Origin of the sequence: Tautonia sp. JC769 (assembly GCF_040717455.1) — a bacterium.
Lineage (GTDB): Bacteria > Planctomycetota > Planctomycetia > Isosphaerales > Isosphaeraceae > Tautonia.
The window spans coordinates 1-14840 of sequence record NZ_JBFEFH010000038.1; the positions used below are offsets into that span (position 1 = coordinate 1).

Sequence of the window (14840 nt, forward strand, 5' to 3'; positions counted from 1 at the left end):
CCGGAGGAGCCGCAGGCGATCATGACCCGCCCCCCAGCTCGGCCATCCGGGAGACGAGCGCCGCGTGCTGCGCCTCCAGCTCGGCCAGGCGGGTGCGCTGCTGCTCGACGACCTCGGCCGGGGCCCGCTCGACGAACGAGGCGTTGCGGAGCTTCGACCGGATGCCGCCGAGCTGCTTCTCCAGGTCCCCCTTCGCCTTCGAGAGCTTGGCCAGCTCGGCCTTCGGGTCGATCAGGCCGGCCAGGGGGAGGATGATCTCGGCGTCGGCCAGGACGGTGACGGCACTCTCGCCCGGGCGGTCGGCCGAGGGGGCGACCGTGACCGACCCGGCCCCGACGAGCGATTGAATATACGAGGCACCCCGCGCCAGGGCCTCGGCCGCGCGGCCCTGGGCGACCAGGATCGGCTCGATCTTCGCGTTCTTGGGCACGTCGCGCTCGGCGCGGAGGTTCCGCAGGGCGGCGACCTTCTCCTGCCACTGGGCGATGTCGTACTCGGCCTCGGGGTCGTCCCAGGAGTCGGGATACGACGGCCAGGCCGCGATGCAGACGCTCTCGCTCGCCTCGGCCGGCTCGGGCAGGCCGCGGGCCTTCGCCACGCCGCCGAGGGCCTGCCAGACCGACTCGGTGACGAAGGGCATGACCGGGTGGAGCAATCGGCAGAGGCCGTCGAGGACCGTCGCCAGGACGCGCTGGGCGGCCGGCCGGGTGCCTTCGTCGCGGAGGCGGGCCTTGATGAACTCGACGTACCAGTCGCAGAACTCGTTCCAGGTGAAGTCGCGGAGCCCCTTGGCCAGGTCGGCGAAGCGGAAGGCGTCGAGCTGGGTCGTGGCGTCGGCGGCGGCCCGGCGCAGGAGGCTGAGGATCCAGCGGTCCTCGACCGCCAGTTCTTCGGGCCGGACGGGGCCGGGGGTGTAGCCTTCCAGGTTCATCAGGGCGAACCGGGCGGCGTTCCAGAACTTGTTGGGGAAGGTGCGCCCCTCCTCGAACTTCTTCGAGGTGTTGACGAGCTGCTCCTTCGGCAGGTCCTTCGCCTCGTCGGCGGGGATGAAGGTGATCGGCTGGCCGGGGGCCTTTCGGGTGGCGATGCGCCCCTGGTCGTCGGTGACGCGCTCGACGGGCATCCGCAGGTCCTGGGTCTCCGTCGCCGAGGAGGCGAGGGTGAACCGCAGGGCGTCGGCCCCGTAGGTCTCGATGATGTCGACCGGGTCGACGCCGTTGCCGAGCGACTTCGACATCCGCTTGCCGTCGCCGTCCTGGATCACCGAATGGATGTAGACGTCCTTGAACGGAACGTCCCCCATGTTGAACTGGCCGAAGATGACCATGCGGGCGACCCAGAGGGTAATAATGTCCCGGGCGGTCGAGAGGACGCTGGTCGGGTAGTACTTCGCCAGCTCGGGGGTCTGCTCCGGCCAGCCGAGGGTCGAGTGGGGCCAGAGGGCCGAGCTGAACCAGGTGTCGAGGACGTCGGGGTCCTGCTCCAGGGTGTGGGAGGGGCCGAGGGCGTCGGGGGCCAGATCGGTCTCGGAGCAGACGAGCCAGCCGGAGCCGGATTCGTCGGGGCTCCAGAAGACGTCGGGGCGATCGCCGAAGGCGTGCTTCAGGTCGGCCTCGGAGCAGGTGGCGCAGTGCCAGATGGGGATGCGGTGGCCCCACCAGAGTTGCCGGCTGATGCACCAGTCGCGCTTCTCGCCGAGCCAGTCGAGGTAGCTCTTGGCGTAGCGCTCGGGGTGGATCTTGAGGCGGCCGGAGGTGACGGCGTCCATCGCCTGCTGGGCGAAGCCGGGGGAGCCGTCGGGGTCGTCGGCCATCCGGACGAACCACTGATCGGACAGATACGGCTCGATCGGCGTCTTCGAGCGGTCGGAGTAGCCGACGCGGTTGGTGTACGGCTCGGTCTTGACGAGCAAGCCCTGGGCTTCGAGATCGGCGACGACGCGCTTGCGGACCTCGCGGCGGTCGAGGCCGGCGTAGGGCCCGGCGTTCTCGTTGTAGGTGCCGTCGGGGTTCAGGAGGTTGATCTGCGGGAGGTGGTTGCGGAGGCCGGTCTGGTAGTCGTTCGGGTCGTGGGCGGGGGTGACCTTGACGCAGCCGGTGCCGAACTTCGGGTCGACGAGGATGGCGTCGCCGATGACCGGGATCTCGCGGCCCAGGAGCGGCAGGGTGACGGTCTTGCCGATCAGGTGCTTGTAGCGCTCGTCGTCGGGGTGGACGGCGACGGCGGTGTCGCCGAGCATCGTCTCGGGCCGGGTGGTCGAGACGTGGAGAGACTCGGAGTCAGAGCCGGTGACGGGGTAGCGGATGGTCCAGAGGTGCCCGTCGGTCTCCTTGTACTCGATCTCGTCGTCGGCGACGGCGGTGCGGAGCTGGGTGTCCCAGTTGACCAGGCGCTTGCCGCGGAAGATCTTCCCCTCCTGGAAGAGGCGGAAGAAGGTGGTGCGGACGGCCCGGGCGCAGATGTCATCCAGGGTGAACCGGGTGCGCGACCAGTCGCAGGAGCAGCCCATCAGGCGGAGCTGTCCCAGGATGCGGGCCTCGTACTCGTGCTTCCAGGCCCAGATGCGGGAGACGAGGGCCTCGCGGCCGATGTCGTGGCGGGTCTTGTGCTCCTCGGTGAAGAGCCGCTTCTCGACGACGGCCTGGGTGGCGATGCCGGCGTGGTCGGTGCCGGGCATCCAGAGGGTGTCATACCCTTGCATCCGACGCCAGCGGATGAGGACGTCCTGGAGCGTGTTGTTCAGGGCGTGGCCGAGGTGCAGGGCGCCGGTGACGTTCGGCGGCGGGATGACGATGGTGTACGGGGGCGCATCGCGGCCGGGGTCGGCCTGGAAGTAGCCGCGATCGACCCAGAACGGGTACCAGCGAGCCTGGGCGTCCTGGGGGTCGTACTGCTTCGGGAGTTGCTCGGCGATACTCATGGACGGTCGAGGGGGTTCCAGGCGGTGGAGCGGCCGCGCCGTTGGCGACCGGCGGTCAGACTGAAGCTCGTGGCAGAAGACGGTTCGGGGACTGGGGCGGCGACGCCGATGCGCTCGCGGCGAGGCCGATCGGTGCGCGCCCGGAGCGCCGAGGCGGCAATCGATCGCATTGGCGGAAGTCGTTGAGAGAGAACGGATTGCCCGTGACTCTTCGATTGCGCAATGGGTTCGTTCCGTCAGATGCGCGTGCCGTGAGTTCGGACTCGGGGGGCGAGCATTGGGTTCGTTTCGTCAGGAACGGTGCCAGCCGAGGACAAGGCACGCCCGGCCGTCCGGCGCGGCCCGGCGGGCAATGGGTTCGTTTCGTCAGGGACGGTGTCGGGGGGGTGGATCGGGGGGCGGTGGGCGGCCGGTGCGCGGTCGGTGCGCGGCCGGCGAGCCGGACGGGGTGGGGAAGGACCGGAGGAACCGATCGGGATGGTTGGGCTTGCGTGGGGGAGTTCGGGTTCGTTTCGCCAGGCGCTCCGTCAGCGACTGCCCGCGGGTGGGGAGAGGGGGCTTCACGCGGGACGCAGGGCCTTGAGAGCCGGACGAAGGCCCCCTCACCCGGCCTGCGGCCACCCTCTCCCCCAGAGGGGGCGAGGGGCGAGAGCGCCGGTTTGCCCCCGGCGCGAGGGGGGGCGGGGGGCGAGAGCGTCGGGTCGGCCCCGGCGCGAGGGGGGGCGGGGGGCGAGAACACCCTGCGACCCGCTCCCCCGAGAGCGCGGAGAGGGGGCCTCGGCAGGACCGGGGGCTCGGGGGGGGCGCCAGGAGTGCCAGGGCGAGTTTCGACACGCGGTCGGGGGAGCGTCATGGTGCACTTCGAGGGAGGGTGCGCGGCGAGGGTCCAATACGTCGGGTTCGAAGGTCGGACTTCGGTGGTGGGGATTCCAAATCGTTCGGGGTGCGGAGACCTGGTCGGGCGGCCCACGGGTCGAAGGGGACGCAGCGGGCATTCGAGTCGAATCACAACCATAGTATCGAAGGATTGGGCACGTCGAGTCACAATTTTCGGGCGGGGAGGTCGATTGCCGGAATCCCCCTCGCGTCGCGAGGCAGGTCGGGCCGGTCCTCCCGTCGCCGGCCCTGCCCCGTGCGAATAGCCCTCTGGAAGGACCCGCTCGGGCGCGGGCGACCGGCCCGACGACCCTCGCGACGAGGCTCCGGAGGGAGGGATCTGCTCCTCGGATCGGGCCGAGGGCCGCGTCGGAGCCGTCTTCCCGGCCGGGGGATGGGCGCTCCCCCCGGGGCCGCGTGATGCGGGATTGCAACGGGGGGTTCGAATTCATGAAGCAGTCGTTGCGATCGTGGCTGGGAGGGCCCATGATGAGCACCTCGGCGGGGTGACGGCCCCGATCGAGTCCCTCCCATTCGTAGCGTTGAAGATAGGAGATCCTGATGCAGTCTCGACAGATCCGGCCGAAGACGGCCTGGGGCCTCGTCGCCGTGGCGGCGCTGATGCTGATGGGCTCGGCCGCGCGGGCCGAGGTGATCTACGAGAGCGCCACCACCACGTTCACGGGCGAGACGCCCACGGGCGGGTCGGCCGGCGGGGTGCAGACGGACCAGGAGTTCTGGTCCGGGGTGCGATTCTTCCTCGATCGGGCGGTGATCGCCGAGGCGATCGGCGGGCATTTCACCACGCCCGTCGCCCGGGGGAACGACCAGATCTTCGGCGTGATCGCCGCGATCGAGGGCGGCCTGGACGTGCCGGACCTGGACACCGACGTCGTCGCCCAGACCCTGCTGACGCTGCCGACCCCGGGCACCTCGGCCAATATCAAGGGGAGCGTCTCGGCCCTGCTGCAACCGGGCTGGTACGCGCTCGTCTTCGGCTCGGGCCGGTACGGGGCGACCAGCGAGCTCGCCGGCGCCATCAAGTCGAACGGCAGTGGCCCCGTGAACCAGGGGATCGACCTGACCTTCTCGATCCGCCTCTCGGACAACGTGCTGATCACCCAGTCCGCCGGCGCCCGGTACTTCCTGGAGGGCCGCGAGGTGCCTTCGAGCGTCATCCCGGAGCCGGGGAGCGTGGTGCTGATGGGCCTGGGCCTGGTCGGGGCCGGCCTGGCCTCGGCGTCCCGGCGGCGGCGCCTCGCCCGCGCCTGAGGGCCGGGTCATCGTCGTGTTGGGCCTCGGCGGGGCGGGGAAGGCCGTGCCGGCCGCCCCGCCGAGGCCCTCAATTCGACGGCCCATCCCCGGGCGAAGGCGGGCGATTCCCCTTGCCCGGGCCGGTCGGCCGGGCTACGCTCAACTCCGGTTAAACATCGGTTGGTTCGGCGGGCAGGTGCACGCGGAGGGGAGATCGCCATGCGATTCGGTCATCAGCACCCGTACGGGGTCGTCCGGCGAGAATTCCTGCAGGTGGGGTTCTCGGGGTTCGTGGGGCTGGGGCTCTCCGGGTTGCTGGCGGCTCGGGCGCAGGGGAATGAAGGGGGATCGGCACCGCCGTCGTCGTCGAGGAAGGCGCGGGGCGTGATCCTCATCTTCCAGACGGGCGGGGCGAGCCATCACGAGACGTTCGACCCGAAGCCCGAGGCCCCGGACGAGATCCGGGGGGAGTTCGGGACGATCCCGACGAGCGTGCCGGGGATCCACTTCGGCGAGCACATGCCGGGGCTGGCCGAGCGGGCGGGCATGCTGGCCGTCGTCCGGACGATGTCCCACAAGCATAATAACCACCTGAACGCGACCCACTGGGTGATGACCGGCCAGGAGCAGCCGGGGGCCTTCTTCGACAAGGTGGCCTCGCGGGGGGATTACCCGTGCTATGCCTCGGCCATGTCGTACCTGAGGCCGAGGGCCGACGGCTTGCCGGGCGGGGTGATGCTGCCGACGTACCTGATGGAAGGGCCGCTCACCTGGCCGGGGCAGCATGCGGGGTTCCTCGGGCCGAAGTTCGACCCGTGGCAGTTGACGCAGGATCCGAACCGCGACGACTTCAAGGTCGAGAACCTGGCGCTCCCCGACGGCTTCAGCGTCGAGCGGCTGGGGGGTCGGCGGGCGTTGGCCGAGTCGCTGGCGAGGGAGACGGAGATCTGGCAGGCGAAGGCCGAGGCCGAATCGTTCGCGAAGCAGCGGGAGCAGGCGTATACGATGCTCCAGAGCGGCCAGGTGGGCCGGGCGTTCGACCTGACCGAGGAGCCGGATCAGCTCCGCGACCGCTACGGCAGGCACATGTTCGGGCAGTCCCTCCTGCTGGCGCGGCGGTTGATCGAGGCGGAGATCCCGATCGTCCAGGTGAACCTGGGCCGGGTGCAGACGTGGGACTCGCACGCGGACATCTTCCGGCGCTTGCGCGAGGATCTCTTGCCGCCGACTGACCAGGGGGTCTCGGCCCTGCTGGATGACTTGCAGGCGAGGGGCTTGCTGGATGACACCCTGGTGGTCCTGGCCGGCGAGTTCGGCCGGACGCCGAAGCTGTCGTTCCTGCCGGGTCAGACGATGATCGGCCGCGACCACTGGCCGCAGGTCTTCTCGGCCGCCTTCGCCGGGGCGGGTGTGAAAGGCGGCCAGGTGATCGGCCGGTCGGACAAATCCGGGGCCTATCCGGCCACGATGGCGTTCACCCCGGCCGATCTGGCGGCGACGATCTACCGGGCGCTCGGCATCTCGGGAGAGGCCGAGGTGATCGACATGCTGGGGCGGCCGATCCGACTGGTGACCGGCTCGCCGATCGAGCCCTTGTACACGGGGGCGGCGGTCTGAGTCCGGATCGCAACGGCAAGACGTCCGAGCAGGGCCCCCCCACCCGGCCTGCGGCCACCCTCTCCCCCGCGAGCGGGGAGTCCCGTAGGGTGCTGTCGAGTCTTCGAAGACGCACCGATCGGTGACCGAAGGCCGGAGGTGCGTCTTCGAAGACTCGACAGCACCCTACGCAAAACGCCGAAGAACCGAGGCGAAAGTTCCCCCTCACCCGGCCTTGCGGCCACCGGCTCCCCCAAAGGGGGCGAGGGTCGGGATGGCTCGGACGTTTTGAAGGTTTCAACGGAAATGGTCCGGGAAGAACCCAGCCAAGCCGCGTCGAGCGAGGGGAAGGAGTGTGGGAACCGGAGGGCCGGCGATTCTCAGGACTTCTTGGGCTCCTTGGTGGTGGTCTTGGCCTGTTCCTTCTTGGGTTTCTTGGTTTCCTTCTTCTGGCTGTGGTTGCCCTTGGCCATGGGTCTGCTCCTGGGGACGGATCGATCAACAGGGAGATGAGAGGGACGGCTGCGCAATCATATCCCGCTCGGCGAGGGGATGAGGAAAATTGCGCGGCGAGGGGGTGGTTCAGAAGCGGGCGAAGCGGTCGGAGAGGGCCTGGAACTGGGGGGCGACGGGGCGTTCGGGGTCGGGCCAGATGGTGAGGAAACCGTCGTAGGCGATTTCTTCGAGCGAGCCGAGGTATTCCTCCCAGTCGAGGACGCCGGAGGGGAAGCCGAAGCCTCGGGGGTGGAGGGAGAAGGCGGAGGACGGGCCGAGGTCGGAGGCGGAGGAGGCGTCTCGGGCGTAGGCGTGGGCGACGAGCGGGCCGAGGGCACGGGCGGCCTCGATCGGGTCGTGCCCCATGCGGAGGAGGAAGCCGGGGTCGAGGCTGGCGGCGAGGCCGGGCTGGCCGAGGGTGTCGAGAAACGCGCGGAGGTCGGCGCCGGACTCGGTCCCGGTCTCGATCGCCAGTCGGACGCCGCGGTGATCGGCGCGGCGGCCGAGTTCGTGCAGGGCGTGGGTGAACAGGGCGCGGCGAGGCGGGTCGGACTCGGGGGGGACGGCGCCGACCCGGGCGAGGACGAGCTTCGCGCCGAGGTCGAAGGCCAGCGTGAAGGCGGAATCGGCCTTCGCGAGGCGGTCGTCGAGCTGGTCGTCGGTGTCGAACGGGCGCCGGGTGGGGAGGCTCAGGGCGGTGAGCGACACCTCGACGGTGCGCAGGGCGTGGCGGAAGTCGCGGCGGCCGGTGTCGGAGAGTCGGGAGGGGTTGAGGTCGCCGGCGGCGTCGAGGACGATCCCTTTGGCCCCGAGGCGGGCGGCCTGGCGGAGCTGGTCCTTGACGGCCTGGTCGGGGTCGGGGAGTAAGCGGATGCCGATCGGGGAGCGGATCATGGGTTCGGGTCTCGAATCGGTCGGAATTGGCGCAGGGGTCGGCTCTTGGTCTGATGGGATTGTATCGCGGCGGCGGGCGTTTTCGAACCGATCGCGCCGCGATCCGATCCGGCGTGACGTTCGCCCGATCGCCCGACGTGCCGTGACGGACCCCCGAACCGTGCCCGAGACCCTGCCGCCGACGATCGGACCCGCGTTGCGCATCCCCCTGGATCTTCCGGCCGATCGGCTGAACCTGCGGATCGGCGGCATGCCGGGCGCGGCCCTGCTCGAAGGGGGCGCGGCCTTCGGAGACGCGGGGCGCTGGAGCATCCTGGCGGCGTATCCGGCGGGGACGTTCGAGATCGACGCGGCGGACGACCGGGAGATCGGCCGGGGCGATCCGCTGGCCCGGCTGGGAGATTGGATCGAGGAACTGGGGCTGCTCGGGCCGTTGCCGGGGGAGCTGGGAGAGGAACCGGAGGAAGACCTGCCGCCGTTCCTCGGGGGGTTGATCGGCGTCTTCGGCTACGACCTGGCCCCCTGGATCGAGCGCGTGCCGCGCAAGGCCCCGCGCGACAGCCGGATGCCGATCGCGTCCTTTCGGTTGTATGACACGTTTGTGGCGGTCGATCACCGGTCGGACTCGGCGATCCTGTGGGTGGTGAACCTCCTCGGCGAGCCGGTCGAGCGGGTCGAGGAAAAGGCGAGGCGATGGTGGGAGGAGTTGCACGAAGATCCCGGCGAGTTGCCGAGGTCGCGGTTCGAGGCACCGCCGGTCAGCAATTTTTCGGCGGAGGGCTATCGAAGGGCGGTCGGCCGGGCGGTCGAGTACATCCACGCGGGGGACATTTTCCAGGCGAACATCGCCCAGCGATTCGAGGTGAAGGGGGAGCCGGTGCCGCTCGATCTGCACCGTCGGCTGCGGGGGCGGAGCCCGGCCCCCTACTCCGCGTTCCTGAGGCTCGATGACGATCGGGCGGTGATCAGCTCCAGCCCCGAGCTGTTTTACGAGACGACGGGGGATCGGATCGTGACCCGGCCGATCAAGGGGACGCGACCGCGGGGGGCCTCAGCTCCGGAAGACGAGAGGCAGCGGGCCGAGTTGATCGCCAGCGCGAAGGACCGCGCGGAGCTGGCGATGATTGTGGACCTGGAGCGGAACGACCTGGGGAGGGTCTGCTCGTATGGATCGGTCCGGGTGACGGAGGCGTCGTCGATCGAGAGTTACGCGACCGTGCATCACCAGGTGGCGACGATCGAGGGGCGATTGCGCGCGGGGGTGGGGCCGATCGACGTGGTCCGGGCCGTCTTCCCGGGGGGGTCGATCACCGGGGCGCCGAAGATCCGGGCGATGGAGATCATCGACGAGTTGGAGCCGACCCGGAGGAGTCTGTATACGGGGGCGATCGGGTATTACAGCCTCGGCGGCCGATCGGCGTTCAATATTGCGATCAGGACGATGCTGGTGGAAGGGGACCGGGTGAGCTATCAGGTCGGCGGCGGGATCGTGGCCGACAGCGACCCGCAACTCGAATATGAGGAGACGTTGCACAAAGGGCGAGCCATGCGGGATGTACTGGAGGGCCGGGGATGATCTGGGTCCGGGGGGAGGTCGTCCCCGACGAGGCGCTGACGGTCAGCGTGCTGGACCGGACGTTCGAGCACGGGATCGGCCTGTTCGAGACGTTGCGGACCTGGGAGGGGCGGGCAACGTTGCTCGGTCGGCATCTGGCCAGATTGACGGGGTGGGCCGAGGCGCTCGGCGTGCCGATGGACCCGCATGCGCTGCCCGATCAGGGGGCGGTGGATGCGTTGCGGGAGGCCGAGGGAATCGTCGGGGATTGCTCGCTGCGGATCGTGCTCTCGGGGGGGTTCGACGACGGCAGGCCGGGGACCCTCTGGATGAGGACGCGGCCGCTCCCGCCGGCGATTCCGGAGTCGGGGGCGGCGGTCTGTGCGCGGTGGACGGTCGCCGGGGATGATCGACTGATGCAGGCGAAGACGTTGAATTACTGGTCGAGGCGGCTCGCCTTCGAGGAGGGCAGGCGGCTCGGGTTCGACGAGAACCTGAGCCGAGACGAATCGGGGGCGATCCTGGAGGGGAGCCGGAGCAATCTCTTCCTCGTGCGGAAGGGGGAGATCGTCACGCCCCGGGTTGACCGAGCGTCGGGAGGCGCGGCCCCGTTCCTGCCGGGGATCATGAGGGGGGTGGTGATGGATCGGGCGAGTGCGCTGGGATTGACGACGATCGAGGAGGATCGGATGACGCTCGCCCGGATGATCGAGGCCGACGAGTGCTTCCTCACCAACGCCGGGCGCGGGATCATGCCCGTGGCCCGGTTCGACCCGGAAGGGATGGCCGGATCGACGGAAGGCGGCCGATACGAGGCCCCCGGACCCGTCACGCATCGCCTGATGACCGACCTGAACGCCTGGCTCCGATCGGAGGATGCCCGATGACCACCGTCGCCGACCTGGCCGCCTGGATGGAAGATTTCGCCCCGCTGCGCCTGGCGGAAGACTGGGACAATGTCGGGCTCCTGCTCGGCGACCCGGGCGAGACGGTCGAGAAGGTGATGACCTGCTTGACCGTGACGCCGACGAGCGCCTCGGAGGCGATCGACGAGGGGGCGGACCTGATCGTGAGCCATCACCCGGTCTGGTTCAAGCCGGTGCAACGGCTGCGGAGCGACCAGGCGGACGGGTTCCTCTGGTCCCTGGCGAGGGCGGGGGTGTCGGTCTACAGCCCGCACACGGCGTTCGATAACACGTCCGGAGGGATCAACGATTTTTTGTGCGAGACACTCGGCCTGGTGGACGTGAGGCCCTTGAAACCGGGGGCCGAGCTGGAGGCGACCAAGGTCGTCGTGTTCACCCCGGACGAGGACCGCGAGGCCGTGCTCTCGGCGGCCTTCCGGGCGGGGGCGGGCAGAATCGGCGATTACGTCGAATGCTCGTTCTCGACCGAGGGGGTCGGCACGTTCTTCGGCCTGGAGGGGACGAACCCGACGGTGGGGGAATCGGGACACCGCGAGGTGGCCCGGGAACAGCGGATCGAGCTCGTCTGCCCGAAGGCCCGATTGGCCGCAGTGCTCTCGGCAATTCGACAGGCCCACGGCTACGAGGAACCGGCCATTGATGTTTATCCGACGATCGTCAGAGACGACACGGCGGGAGTCGGCCGGGTCGGTCGCCTGGCCGCGCCGATGACGCTGGCGGATTTCGCGAATCGGGTGCGGGAACGTCTTGCCGCCTCGGGATTGCAGTTCGTGGGGAGACCGGATCGGCGGGTCGAGCGGGTGGCGGTGGCCTGCGGTGGGGCAGACGATTTTGTGGGAGATGCGGCGCGGTCGGGGGCCGATGTGTTCCTGACCGGAGAGGCGCGGTTCCACCGGGCGTTGGAGGCCGAGGCGAAGGGGATCGGCCTGATCGTGGCCGGGCACCACGCGACCGAGCGCCCGGCGGTCGAGATGCTGGCCGATCGGCTCGGCAAATGCTTCTCAGACGTGACGGTCTGGGCAAGCCGTCGCGAGCTTGATCCGCTGCAGACCCTTTAATCGGCGGACGCTCGATCGTCGGTGAACCTGTTGTGTTGCCGGTTCGGCTCGACTCGGCCTGGCTGCACGGGACCGGCGGCCTGGCCGGTCTCGAATCGACTCCCCGGCGACGGCGCCGGGGAGGGATGGATCGGGAGTACGAGAACGGCAACGCGAGCGACCGCCGGAACTCAACGGTCCTCGGTCCCGAGGGGGGAGCACCGATCGCACGATCCTCCGCCCCGCAACGACGAGGCGGTCGGAACGCAAGCGGGTCAGGACTCGTTGATCTCGTCGGTATCGGTATCGGTGTCGATGTCGGCGTCGTCCTGGGCGTCGGCGTCGACGTCGGCGATGGGGTCAAGCTCGGCGTCGAGTTCGGTCCCGTTGCCGTTGGAGAGGGATTGGGCCTCGCCCTTGTCCTTGCGGGGGGAGGCGGGGACTTCCAGCGACTGCTGATGCTCCCACTGCCCGGCCCAGACCTGGCCGGCCCACTTCTGGAGGGAGATGGACTGAACGGTCGGCCGGTCCTCGTCGCGAATCACTTCTCCCCAGGCGCCGACATAGGCGGCGCGCACCTGAGAGGAGCTTTCGCCGACGCAGAGGAGGCGTTCGCCCCCCGAGCTGAGTTGAGCGATTGCGCGCCAGTCCTGGGTCCCCGAAGTCTGCGAAACTGCCATCGTGCTTCAATTCCCCGCCCGGCCGGTTGAGAGCGATCGCAAGGCAACGGTGCGGAGGCCGGATGGTCCGGCCCCCACGATTGCAAGGCGTCAAGTCCTGCCGGGGCTTGCCATTCAGTCAGTGCGTGAGGCGCGGATCAATGCGAAAAGATCGCCGAGGCATCCCCCGGGCGGGGGATGCGATCGTCGACCGGGAGCATGCCGACCACGATCGCAATTTAGGCTGTCCGGGACGAGAAGGCAAGCGACCCTGCCCCCGGAAACGGGTTCCGGGACATCACCGAGGACCGATTGAGGCATCGATTCGGTGGGGGAGGCGCGGGCAAGAGCCAAGGAGTCGTCGACCGGGCACCGTTGCGAGGAACGCGTTCGCGTCGGCATGCAACTGCGTTGATGGTGAATTCTACCGGCAGGAGGCCCCTTCGGCGACAAAAAAAATGAAAACAACCCGATGAGCCTCAAGAGGCTGCGTCCGAAGCCCGGAGCCGCAGGAGGACCTTCCCGGGTTTGCCCGGCTCCTCCGCCGCCCGGACGGCCTCGGGAAGCCGGTCGAGGGGGAAGCTGGGGCCGACCGAGGTGGAGAGGACCCCTTGCCGGATCAGTCGGCCGACCTGGGCGAAGAGGGGGACGGCGGCGACCTTGCTGCGCGACCGCATGAAGTGGCCGAGCCAGAACCCCCGGAGGACCCGGCCGCCGGAGATCATCAGCCGGGTGTCGATCCGGATCGGCTCGCCGGTCAGGGAGCCGTAGGCCAGGAGGGTGCCGGAGGGGGCCAGCGACTCGAAGACCCCGGTGCCGATGTCGCCGCCGACCGGGTCGACGGCGAAGCGGACCCCCTCGGGCCCGACGACCCGGCGCACCTGGTCGGGGATCGGGCCGTCGGCGGTGACGATCACGGCGTCGGCGCCCAGCTCGTGCAGCTCGTCGGCGGCCTCGGGGCGTCGGACGACGTTGATCGTCTTGAAGCCGTCGTGCCGGCCGAGGCGGACGATCATCTTGCCCAGCTCGGAGTTGGCCGCCGATTGCAGGAGCCACTCGCCTCGGGGCACGCCCAGCTCGTGGCGGACCATCGCCAGCACGGTGGCCGGGTTGACGAAGAAGGAGGCGACCTGCTCGTCGGCCAGGGAGCCGGGCACGGGGATCGCCTGGAAGGCGGGGACGACGGCGAAATCGGCCCAGTTGCCCCCCTCGCCGTTGATCACCGCGACCCGGCGGCCGACCAACGCCTTGCCGATCAGGCCCGGCCCGGCGGCGTCGACGACCCCGACCCCCTCGAAGCCGGGGGAGGCGGGCAAGGTCGGGCGGATCGAGTAGCGGCCCCGGGTGAAGAGCAGGTCGGACGGGTTGACCGGGCTGGCGATCATCCGGACCCGGACCCGATTCGGGCCGGGCTCGGGCGTGGGGACGTCTTGAATCCGCACCACCTCGGCGGGCTCGCCGAAACGATCGAAGACAGCGGCTCTCATGCGGAAGGTCGCCTCGTTGGGGGGGATCGGGACGCGAAGAACCGGCGCGCGAGGCCGACCCGGGGGGATTCGGACCGCCGTCTCGTCTCGCGGGCGGGGGCGATCGCGGCGGCATGCCTGCCGGAGGGGCCCGGGGGGCAGCGATCGGGGCCATCGGGTTGGTCATCCGGCGATCGGACACTATCCTAGTCGTTCCATCCCGTCGGATCGAGAGACTGAACCGCAACCGAGGCAAGCAAGGGGCCCGTTCATGCCGACGCACGAGCCGATTGTGTCGACCGATTGGCTGGCCGACCACCTGGACCACCCGAACCTCCGCGTGCTCGACATCAGGGGGTATGTCAGCACCCGCCCGGTCGGGCCGGGGGTCGAGGAGGCGGCCTACCGGGGCGCCCCCGAGGAATTCGAGGCCGGGCACATCCCGGGCGCCCGATTCGTGGACTGGACGGCGGACATCATCGACTCGGACGACCCGGTCCCCGCGCAGCTGGCGCGGCCCGATCGCTTCGCGAGGGCGATGGAGCGGCGCGGGGTCGGCGACGAGTCGCACGTGGTGGCCGTCGATCACATGGGGGGGCAGTTCGCCACCCGGCTCTGGTGGGCCCTGCGATCCTACGGGCACGAGGCGGTCAGCGTGCTCGACGGCGGGATGAACCGCTGGACCGAGGAAGGCAGGCCGGTCGAGTCGGGCCCGGCTCCCGACCCGGAGACGCCGCAAGGGGTGACCTTCACCCCGAGGCCTCGGGAGCGGATGTGGGTGACGGCGGCCGAGTTGCTGGCGATGCTGGGGACCGATGCGCAGATCCTCGATGCCCGCGACGCCGGGCAGTTCACCGGGGCGAAGCGTCGGGGGCCTCGCGGGGGCCACGTCCCCGGCGCCATCAACCTGCCGAGGGAGCTGTTCTTCGCCGAGGGGGGCGGGTTCCTCGACCCGGACGCCGTGCGGGGACGGCTGGAGGATCGGTCGGTCTCGCTCGATCCCGGCCGGCCGATCGTCAGCTACTGCAACGGCGGGGTGGCCGCGACGGTCATCGCCTTCCAGTTGCATCGGCTCGGGTTCGAGGACCTGGCCATCTACGACGGGTCGTGGAACGAGTGGGGGCCTCGGCTCGACTTGCCGGTCGAGGGCGGGGAGGGATGA

The 14840-nt window shown here is 69.9% G+C and carries 10 protein-coding genes; 6 read left to right on the forward strand and 4 right to left on the reverse strand.

All coding sequences use genetic code 11. The features are described from left to right. Nucleotides 1–19 precede the first annotated feature (19 nt). The gene (locus tag AB1L88_RS24650) at nt 20–2920 is read right to left on the reverse strand and encodes a valine--tRNA ligase (RefSeq protein ID WP_367099366.1); all 2901 of its coding nucleotides are present in this window, start codon (nt 2918–2920) and stop codon (nt 20–22) included. 1437 nt (nt 2921–4357) lie between these two features. Here AB1L88_RS24650 and AB1L88_RS24655 point away from each other — a divergent pair. After that, on the forward strand, nt 4358–5068 hold the full coding sequence (locus tag AB1L88_RS24655) for a PEP-CTERM sorting domain-containing protein (RefSeq protein ID WP_367099367.1): 711 nt from the start codon (nt 4358–4360) through the stop codon (nt 5066–5068). Nucleotides 5069–5269: 201 nt separating this feature from the next. Beyond that, nucleotides 5270–6667 carry a DUF1501 domain-containing protein gene (locus AB1L88_RS24660; protein ID WP_367099368.1) on the forward strand — a complete coding sequence of 466 codons (1398 nt, stop codon included), beginning with the start codon at nt 5270–5272 and terminating at the stop codon, nt 6665–6667. Between the two features lie 561 nt (nt 6668–7228). Here AB1L88_RS24660 and AB1L88_RS24665 read toward each other — a convergent pair. Then, on the reverse strand, nt 7229–8035 hold the full coding sequence (locus tag AB1L88_RS24665; protein WP_367099369.1) for a sugar phosphate isomerase/epimerase family protein: 807 nt from the start codon (nt 8033–8035) through the stop codon (nt 7229–7231). A 160-nt stretch (nt 8036–8195) separates the two neighbouring features. Between AB1L88_RS24665 and pabB the strand changes: the two genes are divergently transcribed. Genes pabB through AB1L88_RS24680 form a run of 3 tightly spaced genes read left to right on the forward strand, consistent with a single transcriptional unit; the run spans nt 8196 to nt 11574 of the window. Beyond that, nucleotides 8196–9611, forward strand: a complete 1416-nt coding sequence (pabB, locus tag AB1L88_RS24670; RefSeq protein ID WP_367099370.1) for an aminodeoxychorismate synthase component I — start codon at nt 8196–8198, stop codon at nt 9609–9611. Next, nucleotides 9608–10477: an aminotransferase class IV gene (locus tag AB1L88_RS24675; protein WP_367099371.1), complete on the forward strand. Its 870-nt coding sequence runs from the start codon at nt 9608–9610 to the stop codon at nt 10475–10477. The genes pabB and AB1L88_RS24675 overlap by 4 nt, the downstream gene beginning before the upstream one ends. Then, nucleotides 10474–11574, forward strand: coding sequence for a Nif3-like dinuclear metal center hexameric protein (locus AB1L88_RS24680; protein WP_367099372.1), 1101 nt, complete (start codon nt 10474–10476; stop codon nt 11572–11574). Before AB1L88_RS24675 ends, AB1L88_RS24680 begins: the two co-directional genes overlap by 4 nt. A gap of 254 nt (nt 11575–11828) precedes the next feature. On the opposite strand, the gene AB1L88_RS24685 is transcribed toward AB1L88_RS24680, so the two are convergent. Both AB1L88_RS24685 and AB1L88_RS24690 read right to left on the reverse strand, forming a co-directional pair. Beyond that, nucleotides 11829–12233 (reverse strand): hypothetical protein, encoded by a 405-nt coding sequence (locus AB1L88_RS24685; RefSeq protein ID WP_367099373.1) that lies wholly within the window; start codon nt 12231–12233, stop codon nt 11829–11831. A gap of 458 nt (nt 12234–12691) precedes the next feature. Beyond that, on the reverse strand, nt 12692–13699 hold the full coding sequence (locus AB1L88_RS24690) for a zinc-dependent alcohol dehydrogenase family protein (RefSeq protein ID WP_367099374.1): 1008 nt from the start codon (nt 13697–13699) through the stop codon (nt 12692–12694). Between the two features lie 250 nt (nt 13700–13949). On the opposite strand from AB1L88_RS24690, the gene AB1L88_RS24695 reads away from it, so the two are divergent. Further along, nucleotides 13950–14840 (forward strand): sulfurtransferase, encoded by an 891-nt coding sequence (locus AB1L88_RS24695; protein ID WP_367099375.1) that lies wholly within the window; start codon nt 13950–13952, stop codon nt 14838–14840.

Excerpts from the sequence above, each read along its gene's own strand:
- AB1L88_RS24650 (WP_367099366.1), bottom strand. The coding sequence starts at position 2,920 with ATGAGTATCGCCGAGCAACTCCCGAAGCAGTACGACCCCCAGGACGCC.
- AB1L88_RS24655 (WP_367099367.1), top strand. The coding sequence starts at position 4,358 with ATGCAGTCTCGACAGATCCGGCCGAAGACGGCCTGGGGCCTCGTCGCC.
- AB1L88_RS24660 (WP_367099368.1), top strand. The coding sequence starts at position 5,270 with ATGCGATTCGGTCATCAGCACCCGTACGGGGTCGTCCGGCGAGAATTC.
- AB1L88_RS24665 (WP_367099369.1), bottom strand. The coding sequence starts at position 8,035 with ATGATCCGCTCCCCGATCGGCATCCGCTTACTCCCCGACCCCGACCAG.
- AB1L88_RS24675 (WP_367099371.1), top strand. The coding sequence starts at position 9,608 with ATGATCTGGGTCCGGGGGGAGGTCGTCCCCGACGAGGCGCTGACGGTC.
- AB1L88_RS24680 (WP_367099372.1), top strand. The coding sequence starts at position 10,474 with ATGACCACCGTCGCCGACCTGGCCGCCTGGATGGAAGATTTCGCCCCG.
- AB1L88_RS24685 (WP_367099373.1), bottom strand. The coding sequence starts at position 12,233 with ATGGCAGTTTCGCAGACTTCGGGGACCCAGGACTGGCGCGCAATCGCT.
- AB1L88_RS24690 (WP_367099374.1), bottom strand. The coding sequence starts at position 13,699 with ATGAGAGCCGCTGTCTTCGATCGTTTCGGCGAGCCCGCCGAGGTGGTG.
- AB1L88_RS24695 (WP_367099375.1), top strand. The coding sequence starts at position 13,950 with ATGCCGACGCACGAGCCGATTGTGTCGACCGATTGGCTGGCCGACCAC.